Below are 10,930 nucleotides of genomic sequence, written 5' to 3'. Positions count from 1 at the left end.
CACCCCTTCCCCGAAGCGCCTCCCCAATCCTCCCCAACCTACCGAAACGCACCCGTGTGGCGGTCAGCGGCCGGGGGCGGGGGCCAGCCGACGGGCAGGACGCCGGCGGCGGTCGCCCGACGGGGCGGGGGCGACGGGCAGACGAGCGCGGGCCGACAATCGATCGTCAACCGACAGGGTGGACGGTGCCGATCACCCACCGGGCGCAGGCCCGCTGGGGCCGTCAGTCCCTGGGTACGAGGTCCGCCCAGACCTGTTTGCCGCCGCTGACCGGGAGTGTTCCCCAGGCCACCGAGACCGCCTCGACCAGGAGGATGCCCCGGCCGCCGGTGGCCTCCCAGCCGATGCTGGTGGGCTTGACGGGGCTGCGCGGGGAGGCGTCGGCGACGGCCAGCCGCAGCCGGTGGTTGATCAGGCTCATGTCGAGGCGGACCTGGCCGTTGGTGTGCACGAGGGCGTTGGTGACGAGTTCGGAGACCACCAGCAGGGCCGTGTCCAGCGTGTCCGGCGAGACGCCCCAGCCGCGCAGGGTGCGCCGGGTGAAACGGCGGGCGTGCCGGACCGCCTCCGGTACCCGCCACACCGTCCAGCTCTCCCGCAGCGGGCGTACGGCCATGCCGTCGTAGCGCATCAGCAGCAGGGCGACGTCGTCGCCGCGGTGGGCGCCGGTGAGCAGCGCGTCGGCGACCAGCCCGAGGTGCTCGGGGTCGGCGGCGGCCAGCTGGGCGGCGAGCCGGTCCATGCCGACGTCGATGTCGGCGCCGGGCGACTCCACGAGGCCGTCGGTGGTCAGCGCGATCACCGTGCCGGGCTGCAGCCGCAGCGGGGTCATCGGGAAATCGGCCTGCCCCAGCACACCCAGCGGCGGCCCGCCCTCGGCCCGCATGATCTCGGCGGTGCCGTCCGGGTGCCGCAGCACGGGCTGGAGATGACCGGCGCGCACGCACCAGGCGGTGCCCTGCTCCATGTCGACGTCGACGTAGGCGCAGGTGGCGAACAGGTCGGTCTCCATGTCCAGCAGGAGGCGGTTGGCGTGCGCGACGACCACGTCGGGCGCGTGCCCCTCGGCGGCGTAGGCGCGCAGTGCGGTGCGCATCTGGCCCATCAGCGTGGCGGCGCCCGCGTTGTGGCCCTGGACGTCACCGATGACGAGCGCCACATGGTTGTCCGCCAGCGGGATCACGTCGTACCAGTCGCCGCCGACCTCCAGTCCGGCGGTGGTGGGCAGGTACCGGGCGACGGCGACCGCCCCGGGCAGCCGGGGCAGCCGGCGCGGCAGCAGGGTGCGCTGGAGCATGCCGACGAGTTCGTGCTCGGCGTCGAAGGCGTGGGCGCGCAGGAGCGCCTGCCCGGCGAGGCCCGCGCAGGCGGTGAGCAGGGCCCGTTCGTCGGGGCTGAAGTGGTGCGGGCGGTCCCAGCCGATCAGGCAGGCGCCGGCCATGCGGCCGCCGGCGGGCAGCGGCAGCACCGCCAGGCCCCCGGGGCCGACCTCGGCGAGGGCGGGTTCCAGCGGACTGCCGGCGGGCCAGATGCGGGAGCGGCCCTCGCGCAGCGCGGCGGCCAGGGTGGGCATGGCGCGCACCGGCGCGTCGGGCCACTCGGTGCGCCATTCGGTGCGCCAGACCTCGGGCCAGGACTCGGGTTCGGGCGGGTCGAGGACGGTGACGACGAGCCGGTCGTTCTCCAGTTCGGCGAGCGCCAGCCGGTCGGCCCGCAGCGGCCCGCGCAGGGCGGCGACGACCGCCTTGCCGACGTCCTTGACGGTGGTGGCGGTGGCGAGGGCGGCGGCCAGGCGCTGGACCCGGGCCACGTCGGTGACGTCGGAGCGCAGGGTGGAGGCGTCGGCGACGGTGCCGACGAGCCGGGCGGAGCGGCCCTCGCCCGCGGGGACCAGCCGGCCACGCAGCCGCAGCCACTTGGGCGGGCCGGAGGGCTGCAGGATGCGGAACTCCAGCTCGCGGTCGCCGATGGACATGTGGTCGGCCTCGACCACGGACATCAGCGCGGGCAGGTCCTCGGGGACGGTGAGTCCCAGCAGGGTCTCGACGCGGCCGTCGAAGGCGTCCCGGGCGAGCCCGAACAGCCGAAGGATCTCGTCGCCGACATCGATCCGGCCCGTGTCCATGGCGAGGCTGAAGGTGTCCGGCGGCAGCTCGCCGCCCTCTTCGGCGGGCGCGGGCGGGTGGGGTACGGCGATGGCGCGGACGACCAGCTCCAGGCAGGCGCGGTCGTCGGGCCCGAAGCCGCCGGGGTGCTCGCTGACGGCCAGCAGACAGCCGCCGCCCGCCGCGCCGAGGGGCAGGGCGGCCACGGAGAAGTCCGCGGACGGGGTGCGCCGTGCGTCGGCGCAGCCGGCGAGCTGTTCGGGGCCGAGCCAGAGCGGGTGTCCGGTGCGGTGGGCCTCGGCGACCGGGGAACCGCCGGCGGCCGCATAGCCGTCGCGCAGCCCGTACAGGGTGCGCGGCAGGCCCGCCGACTCGGCGAGGAGCAGCTCGGCCGGGTCGCCTCCGGGCGTGTAGACCCCGGCGAAAGCCGCCCCGGCGAACACCAGCGCCTGTTCGAGGACCCTCCGGAGCCGGTCCGGCGTGGCGGGTGCCGCGGCGAGCGTGTCCAGGGCGGCTTCGGCACGCTCCGTTCTCGTTCTGCTGATCGCAGCGCCCTCGCTCCTCACCACGTTCGCCATTACAGCGCGTGTGGGGCTCCTGCGCAGCCCCTGTGAAGGCTCGGGGTCATGACGAGCCCGTTCACTTGAATGCCGCCCCGCCGAAAGGCGCCCCCCACCGGAGGGCCCCCGGCGCGCGGCGGGGGTTTCGCCGTGCGCGGTGCCCGCCCGCGAGGGAGTGTGGTGCCCAGGACGCGCGAGGCGGCCGGGCAAGGAGGTGGTCGGCGTGTCCGACGTGCCGGGACCGGCACCGGCGGCCGGCGGGGTACCGGCCGCCCATCCGGTGCTGTCGCTTGCGCTGGTCGCGATGATGCAGGAGGTGCACGCGCACTCCGGCGGGGTCTACCTGCTCAGGCCCGACGAGCCGGTCCTGGAGTTGGCGGTGCACGCGGGCATGCCCCGGGCCTTCGCGGCGCCGTGGGAGCGGGTCGGGCTGTCCGCGCCGATCCCGGTCGCCGACGCGGTGCACGACCGGCGGCTGGTGTGGGTGGGCGGCGAGGAGCAGATGGCCCGCTGCTATCCGCGCATCGCGGTGGTGCTGCCGTACCCGTTCGCGCTGGCCGCGCTGCCCGTGGCGACCGAGCACCAGGTGTACGGCGCGGTGTTCGTGACCTGGCCCGGGGCGCATCCGCCGGAGCTGTCCGACTGGGAGCGGGACCATCTGTGGACGGCCTGCGAGCGGCTGGCGGTGCGGCTGGAGCGGGCCGCGCGGGAGGACCGGCCGCTCGACCAGGGGGCCGATGTGCCGTCGGAGCCGGCGTCGGCCGTGGCGGACACGCTGGGCTCGGTGGAGGCGACGCGGATGGTGTCCCGGCTGCCGTACGGGCTGGTGTCGCTGGATCTGCACGGCCGGATCGGGTTCCTCAACACGGCCGCCGCCGAGCTGCTCGGCAGACCGGCCGGGGAGCTGCTGGGCACGCCGCTGTGGGGGTCGGTGCCCTGGCTGAACGATCCGATGTACGAGGACCGTTACCGGGGGGCGCTGCTCAGCCAGCAGGTGACGTCGTTCACGGCGCTGCGCCCGCCGGGCGAGTGGCTGTCGTTCCGGATGTATCCGAGCACCACGGGACTGAGCGTGCGGATCAGCCGGGCCAGGGCGGTGGCGGAGATGGCGCGCGGGCCGGCGCGGAAGGACGCGCCGCCGCCCCGGCTGGTGACGATCTCCCAGGTGCTGAGCTTCGCGGGCGCGCTGACCGAGGCGGTCGGGGTGCAGGACGTGGTGCAGCTGGTCTGGGACGAGGTGGCGCCGGCGGTCGGCAGCCAGGCGATGGTGATCCTCGGCTCGCGGGGCGGGCGGCTGCACGTGCTGGGACACCGCGGTTACCCGGATCCGCACACCGCGGAGCGGTTCCACGGGCTGCCGCTCACCGAACGGACCCCGGGCACCCACGCGCTGAACAGCGGGGTGCCCGCGTTCTTCGACTCCCGGGAGCAGCTGGAACGGCTGTATCCGGGCCGGCACGCGACCCCGGACGGCTTCGCGGCCTGGGCGTATCTGCCGCTGATCGCGTCCGGGCGGCCGGTGGGCACGTGTGTGCTGGCGTACGCCGAGCCGCATCTCTTCCCGGCCGACGAGCGGGCCGTACTGACGTCCCTGGGCGGACTGATCGCGCAGGCGCTGGAGCGGGCCCTGCTCTACGACGCCAAGCACCGGCTCGCGCACGGGCTCCAGCAGGCCCTGCTGCCGAACTCGCTGACGCCGCCGCCCGGAATCGAGGCGGCCGCCCGCTACCTGCCGGCCACCCAGGGCATGGAGATCGGCGGCGACTTCTACGACCTGGTGCCGACGCTGCCGCTCACGGCCGCGGTGATCGGGGACGTCCAGGGACACAACGTGACCGCGGCGGGCCTGATGGGGCAGATCCGCACCGGGGTGCGGGCGTACACCACGGTCGGGCAGGCCCCGCACGAGGTCATGAGCAGCACCAACCGGCTGCTGATCGACCTCGGTACCGAGCTGTTCGCCAGCTGCCTGTATCTGCGGCTGGATCCGGCGCGCGGACAGGCCGTCATGGCGCGGGCGGGGCATCCGCCGCCGCTGCTGAGACGGCCGGACGGGCAGGTGCGGGTGCTGGACCTGGCCGGTGGTCCGTTGCTCGGGATCGACCCGGACGCGGTGTATCCGACGACCGAGGTGTCCCTGGCTCCCGGCTCGGTGCTCGTCCTGTACACCGACGGCCTGGTGGAGACACCCGGTACGGACATCGAGGAGGCGCTGATCGGGCTCGCCGCGCTGCTGTCGGAGATCGGCGACCACCCGCTGGAGCGGCTCGCGGACGAGGTGATCCGGCACAGCGCGGCGGCGCGCGAGCGGTCGGACGACGTGGCGGTACTGCTGCTTCGGGCGTGTGAAGGCCCCTGACGGCATGCGGCGGTCCGGCCCTCCACCGGAGGGCCGGACCGTTCCCCGCCGGCCGGAACCGCGGGTGAGGCCGGCGGGGAGATGGGGACGGGGGCGACTCGCGGCACTCCCCCGCGGAGCGGTCAGCGCGTGCTGGTCAGGGACGACCCGTCGTCCGCGGAGCCGGAACCGGTACCGGACTGGTCGCCGGCCGAGGCCGACGGGTCGGCGGAGCCGCCGGACTGGTCGCCGCCCGCACCGGACTGGTCGCCGGCGCCGGACTGGTCGCCCGCCGAGGCCGACGGGTCGGCGGAGCCGCCGGACTGGTCACCGGCGCCCGACTGGTCGCCCGCTCCGTTGCCGGCGCCGCCACCGTTGCCCAGCGTCGCGCCGGTGGCCTGCAGGGCGGCGGTGACCGGCTGGAAGAAGGTCTCGCCGCCGCTGGTGCAGTCGCCGCTGCCGCCGGAGGTGAGGCCGACCGCGCCGCCGTCCTGGGTGAACAGGGAGCCTCCGCTGTCGCCGGGCTCGGCGCAGACGTCGGTCTGGATGAGGCCGTTGACGGTGTCGACGCCGTTCGGGTCGGTCTCGCTCTGGAAGTTGACGGTGGCGTCGAGCCCGGTGACCTGGCCGTCGTGCAGACCGGTGGTGGAGCCCATGCGGAACACGGTCTCGCCGACGGTGGCGTCGGCGGCCTGGGTGATCTGGACGGTCTGGCCGTTGCCGGTGTTGACCTCGCTGGGCGCCTGCGTGGCCGGGTCGTTGTACTTGACGAGCGAGAAGTCGTTGCCGGGGAACGTGGCCTGGTCCACGGTGGCGATGGGCTGGCCGTTCTGCGAGTCGGACCAGTCCTTGGCGGCGACGCCGCAGTGACCGGCCGTCAGGAAGGCGGGGCTGCCGTCGGAGGCGGTGACGTTGAAGCCGAGGGAGCAGCGGACGCCGCCGCCCTGCACCTGGGAGAAGATGGCGTCGCCGCCCGAGACGAAGGTCTTGAAGGTGCCGGCGGACTTCTTCAGCGTCGCCATGCCGGAGCCGAGGCTCCGCACGGTCGACTGCAGTCTGTCCCACTGGGCGCCGGTGACGGTGGAGTCGGCGGTGACCAGGACCTTGTTGGTGCGCGGGTCCACGGCCCAGGAGGTGCCGGGGATCGTCGCCTTGGTCCTCAGCGTGCCGGCGGCGGCCTTGAGCTCGCGCGTGCTGTTCTTCACCTGGCGGACGACCGCGCCCGCCTTCTTCGCCTGGACGATGGTGTTGCTGTCGCCGTTGACCACGTTGACGACGAGTCGCTGCTTGCCGCCGTCGTAGTACGACCCGGCGAAGGCGTCACCGAGGATCTTCTGGAGCTGGGCGGCGAGGCCGGAGGCCTGCGTGGCCTTCAGGGTCTTCGCGGTGCCGTTGGTGCCCGACGCCGCGTTGTCGCCGCTCCTGTCCTGCGAGGCGTTGGCGTTGGGCAGCAGTAGGGCCGCCGCTCCGAGCGCCGCGACGCCGCCCACCGCTATCGCTGCCTTGCGCTTGGGCATTCGCTTGTGACTCAAACTTCTCGACCTCCTGGGACGGGGGTCTGCCGCTGACGGGCAGTTCGTATCGGGGCGCCTGGATGGCCGTACGTACGCACCGGCCGTGCGGTGTGTTCAATTCCGTTTCCCAACGGCCGTGCCGGGCGGGCGAATCGGCCAGGGTCCGCGTGTCGCGGACGGGCGGCCGGGAACAATCCCCCATATGACGATGACCCCCGCCGAAGCCGACAAGATCCTCTCCGCCAACTTCGCGCCCTGGGTGCTCGATCTCGGGCTCGCCGTCGAGGCGGTGGGCGAGGACCGGGCCGTGCTGCGACTGCCCTGGTCCGAGCGGCTGGCCCGGGAGGGCGGGGGGCTGTCGGGGCAGGCGCTGATGGCGGCCGCCGACACGGCGACGGTGATCGCGGTGTCCGCCGCGCGGGGCGGTTTCGTGCCGATGACGACGGTTCAGCAGTCGACGTCGTTCCAGCGGGCGGTGACCGGTACGGATGTCCGGATCGAAGCGGTGCTGACGAAGCTGGGCCGCCGGATGGCGTTCGCGGACATCACGCTCAGCGACGCGGATTCGGGCGCGCTCGCGGCCCGGGCGAGCACGGTGTACGCGATTCTGGGCTGACACGGACTGCTACCGATCGGTAACGGTCCGTTCCGGGCGCATTGCGGAATCCCTGCTTCAGGGAATCTGCACATTGAATACTCAACCAAGTCACGGACGACGGGGGATCTGCACATTCGCGCGCCCCCGCGCACTCCTTTGGCGAGGAGTGCCGGATTCGCCGTCCGATGGGCAAGAGACCGGACGCGCCGATGCCGTGCCGCATGTGAAGGAGTCGCCGACGCGGCGTGCGCACGCCTGCACGGATGTACCCCTTCGTGCATCAAGTGCCCTGGTGAGAGCCCTGGTTGATTGGAAGCGCGCCCCGCCTGCGTGCTTTGATCCATCGCACCGCGGGGGTCGCGGCGGGCTCCCGGCGACGGGGGCCCGGCGCCCGCGGTCGCGGCCGTCCGTCTGTTCCCAGAGGGGGGCCGCTCCCCCCTTGTGAAATATCCATTAGGAAGGGAAGTTCCACCATGAACTCCACCCCCCAGGTCGAGACCGTCGAGATCTCGGACGCCGAGCTCGACAACGTCTCCGGCGGTCTGTCCGTGAACGCACTCAACTCCGCCACGGGCGCCCTGAACGGCATCGCGCCGGTCTCCGGTGTGGCCGACACGGCCATCGGCACCGTCGAGGGTGTCACCGGCCTGAACGTGCAGCCGGTCACCGACCTGGTCGCCGGTCTCTGATCGCACCTCGTCGCATCGAAGTCCCGGAGTCGTTTCCCGACTCCGGGGCTCTCGGTTGCCTGAAACACCCGCGTCTCTCCCACAGGTGAGGGAAGTTCCGTGCAGTTCCGCCAACAGGCCCTCGCCAAGCTCCAGTCGCCGGAAGAGCTGGACCTCCCGGTGCGCCTGGCGCGCCCCCAGGGCTGGCTCGCCCTCGGCGTCACCGTCGTCGTCATGGCGGCCGCCTCCGTGTGGGCGGTGACCGGTTCGGTCGCCTCCACGGTGAGCGCACCGGCCATCCTCACGCACGGGCAGGGCAGTTATCTGCTGCAGAGCCCGGTGTCCGGCCAGGTCACGGCCGTCCTCGCCCGGCAGGGCGAGCGGCTGCCCGCGAACGCCCCGGTCCTCAAGGTCCGTACGAGCCAGGGCGACTCCGTGGTCCGTACGGTCGCCGCGGGCCGTGTCACCACGCTCGCCGCCACCATCGGCCAGATCATCCAGACCGGCACCAATGTCGCCGCCGTGGAGAAGATCGCGCACGCCTCCGACCCGCTGTACGCCACCGTGTACGTGCCCGCCGAGAACGCCGCCGCCATCCCGGCGCACGCCGCCGTCGACCTCACCGTCTCCTCGGTGCCGACGCAGACCTACGGCGTGCTGCGCGGCCATGTGAAGTCGGTGGACCGCACCGCGCAGTCCGCCCAGTCGATCTCCGCGTTCCTCGGCGACAGCCAGCTCGGGCAGCAGTTCACCGGAAAGGGCCGCCCGGTGGCCGTACTGGTCTCCCTCGACAAGTCGGCCGGCACCAAGAGCGGTTACCACTGGTCCACCACCGGCGGGCCGCCGTTCCGGCTCGACTCCATGACGCTCGCCTCCGGTTCGATCAAGCTGGCCGACCAGCGCCCCGTCGATTGGCTCCTTCCGTGACCGCCACGCAGGAATCCCGCGGCCGCAGACGCGCCGCCCCGGCCAAGCGGCCGGTCCCCAAACCCCGCGGCGGCACGGTCCGTACGCCCACCGTGCTCCAGATGGAGGCCGTCGAGTGCGGCGCCGCCTCCCTCGCCATGGTCCTCGGCCACTACGGCCGGCACGTCCCGCTGGAGGAGCTGCGCATCGCCTGCGGCGTCTCCCGCGACGGCTCGCGCGCCTCCAACCTGCTGAAGGCGGCCCGCAGTTACGGACTGACGGCCAAGGGCATGCAGATGGACCTGGCCGCCCTCGCCGAGGTGCAGGCACCGGCCGTCCTGTTCTGGGAGTTCAACCACTACGTCGTCTACGACGGCATGGGCCGCCGTTTCGGCCGGCGCGGCGTGTACATCAACGACCCCGCCAAGGGCCGCCGTTTCGTGCCCATGGAGGAGTTCGACGGCAGCTTCACGGGTGTGGTGCTGGTGATGGAGCCCGGCGACGGCTTCACCAAGGGCGGGCGACGGCCCGGGGTGCTCGGTGCGATGCCGGCCCGGCTGCGCGGCACCGCCGGCACCCTCCCCGCCGCCGTCCTGGCGAGCCTCCTGCTCGTCGCGGTCGGCGCCGCCGTGCCCGCGCTCAGCCGCACCTACATCGACACGTTCCTCATCGGCGGCCAGACCTCGCTGCTGGGCGTGCTGTTCGCCTCGATGGGCACCTGCGTCCTGCTCACCCTGGTGCTGACCTGGCTCCAGCAGGCCAACCTGCTGCACGGCCGGATCATCTCCTCCACCCTCTCCAGCGCCCGCTTCCTGCGCCATCTGCTGCGGCTGCCGGTGACGTTCTTCGCCCAGCGCTCCCCCGCCGACCTGGTGCAGCGCCTGCAGTCCAACGACCAGGTCGCCGAGACCCTGGCCCGCGACCTGGCGGCGGCCGGCGTGGACGCGATCGTCGTCGTCCTGTACGCCGTCCTGCTCTACACCTACGACCCGCAGCTGACGTTCGTCGGCATCGGCGTGGCGCTGCTCAACGTGGTCGCCATGCGGCTGGTCGTCCGGCTGCGCGCGACCCGTACGGCGAAGCTGCGCGCGGACACGGCACGGCTCACCAACACGTCGTACACCGGTCTTCAGCTGATCGAGACGATGAAGGCGACCGGCGGTGAGGACGGCTTCTTCCGCAAGTGGGCCGGGCAGCACGCCACCACGCTGGAGGAGCAGCAGCGGCTCGGGGTGCCGAGCGCCTGGCTCGGGGTGGTCGCGCCGACACTCGCCACCTTCAACAGCGCGCTGATCCTGTGGATCGGCGGACTGCGCGCGGTCGAGGGGCACATCTCGGTGGGTCTGCTGGTCGCCTTCCAGGCGCTGGTCACCCGCTTCACCGCTCCCCTCACCCGGCTGAACGGCGTCGCGGGCCGCATCCAGGACTTCGCGGCCGACGTGGCCCGGCTGAAGGACGTGGAGAACTTCCAGGCCGACCCGCTCTACGCCCGCCCCGGCGGCGCCGACTCCACCCGCCGGCTGCACGGACACGTCGAGCTGGAGAACATCACCTTCGGCTACAGCCCGCTGGACAAACCGCTGCTCAGCGGCTTCGACCTGACCGTGGGACCGGGGCAGCAGGTGGCCCTGGTCGGCGGCTCCGGCAGCGGCAAGTCGACGGTGTCCCGGCTGATCTCGGGCCTGTACGCCCCGTGGGACGGGGTGATCCGCATCGACGGCCGCCGTCTGGAGGACATCCCGCGCGGCGCGCTCGCCGCCTCCGTCTCCTTCGTCGACCAAGACGTGTTCCTCTTCGAGGGCTCGGTCCGCGACAACGTGGCGCTGTGGGACCCGTCGATCCCCGACGAGGCCGTGGTGGAGGCGCTGAAGGACGCGGCCCTGTACGACGTGGTGGTGCGCCGGCCCGGCGGCATCCACAGCAGGGTCGAGCAGGACGGGCACAACTTCTCCGGCGGCCAGCGGCAGCGGCTCGAAATCGCCCGGGCCCTGGTCCGCAGGCCGAGCATCCTCGTGCTGGACGAGGTGACCAGCGCGCTGGACGCGGAGACCGAGCTGGTCGTGATGGACAACCTGCGCCGGCGCGGCTGTGCCTGCGTGGTGATCGCGCACCGGCTGAGCACGGTCCGCGACAGCGACGAGATCGTCGTGCTCCAGCACGGCACGGTCGTGGAGCGCGGGCGGCACGAGGAGCTGGTGGCGCACGGTGGCACGTACGCCGCGCTGGTCAGGGAGCGATGAG

General features: G+C 73.1%; 7 protein-coding genes. 5 read left to right on the top strand and 2 right to left on the bottom strand.

Annotated elements, in window-relative coordinates; all coding sequences use genetic code 11:
- Positions 1 to 223: 223 nt before the first annotated feature.
- A complete protein-coding gene (locus tag ACQPXS_RS41910; protein ID WP_433454741.1) occupies positions 224 to 2,683 on the bottom strand; it encodes a SpoIIE family protein phosphatase in 2,460 nt (819 codons plus the stop codon).
- 196 nt (positions 2,684 to 2,879) lie between these two features.
- On the opposite strand from ACQPXS_RS41910, the gene ACQPXS_RS41905 reads away from it, so the two are divergent.
- A complete protein-coding gene (locus ACQPXS_RS41905) occupies positions 2,880 to 5,024 on the top strand; it encodes a SpoIIE family protein phosphatase (RefSeq protein ID WP_433454740.1) in 2,145 nt (714 codons plus the stop codon).
- A gap of 122 nt (positions 5,025 to 5,146) precedes the next feature.
- Here the strand turns inward: ACQPXS_RS41905 and ACQPXS_RS41900 are convergent, their stop codons facing one another.
- Positions 5,147 to 6,520, bottom strand: coding sequence for a S1 family peptidase (locus ACQPXS_RS41900; protein ID WP_433456185.1), 1,374 nt, complete (start codon positions 6,518 to 6,520; stop codon positions 5,147 to 5,149).
- Positions 6,521 to 6,719: 199 nt separating this feature from the next.
- Here ACQPXS_RS41900 and ACQPXS_RS41895 point away from each other — a divergent pair, with 199 nt between their 5' ends.
- From ACQPXS_RS41895 to ACQPXS_RS41880, 4 genes are all read left to right on the top strand, one after another.
- Positions 6,720 to 7,133, top strand: coding sequence for a PaaI family thioesterase (locus ACQPXS_RS41895; RefSeq protein WP_433454739.1), 414 nt, complete (start codon positions 6,720 to 6,722; stop codon positions 7,131 to 7,133).
- A 455-nt stretch (positions 7,134 to 7,588) separates the two neighbouring features.
- Positions 7,589 to 7,804, top strand: coding sequence for a type A2 lantipeptide (locus ACQPXS_RS41890; RefSeq protein WP_153537100.1), 216 nt, complete (start codon positions 7,589 to 7,591; stop codon positions 7,802 to 7,804).
- 99 nt (positions 7,805 to 7,903) lie between these two features.
- Positions 7,904 to 8,710, top strand: a complete 807-nt coding sequence (locus ACQPXS_RS41885) for an HlyD family efflux transporter periplasmic adaptor subunit (RefSeq protein WP_365325050.1) — start codon at positions 7,904 to 7,906, stop codon at positions 8,708 to 8,710.
- A complete protein-coding gene (locus ACQPXS_RS41880) occupies positions 8,707 to 10,929 on the top strand; it encodes an NHLP family bacteriocin export ABC transporter peptidase/permease/ATPase subunit (RefSeq protein ID WP_433454738.1) in 2,223 nt (740 codons plus the stop codon). Before ACQPXS_RS41885 ends, ACQPXS_RS41880 begins: the two co-directional genes overlap by 4 nt.
- The last annotated feature ends 1 nt before the right edge of the window (position 10,930 follow it).

The organism is Streptomyces sp. CA-142005 (genome assembly GCF_050942335.1).
In the GTDB taxonomy this organism is placed as follows: domain Bacteria; phylum Actinomycetota; class Actinomycetes; order Streptomycetales; family Streptomycetaceae; genus Streptomyces.
The sequence above is the reverse complement of the archived record's forward strand: the minus strand, read 5'-3'. Positions and strand labels throughout refer to the sequence as shown.

Coding starts and splice junctions, on each gene's coding strand:
- ACQPXS_RS41910 (WP_433454741.1), bottom strand. CDS start 2,683: ATGGCGAACGTGGTGAGGAGCGAGGGCGCTGCGATCAGCAGAACGAGA.
- ACQPXS_RS41900 (WP_433456185.1), bottom strand. CDS start 6,520: ATGCCCAAGCGCAAGGCAGCGATAGCGGTGGGCGGCGTCGCGGCGCTC.
- ACQPXS_RS41890 (WP_153537100.1), top strand. CDS start 7,589: ATGAACTCCACCCCCCAGGTCGAGACCGTCGAGATCTCGGACGCCGAG.
- ACQPXS_RS41895 (WP_433454739.1), top strand. CDS start 6,720: ATGACGATGACCCCCGCCGAAGCCGACAAGATCCTCTCCGCCAACTTC.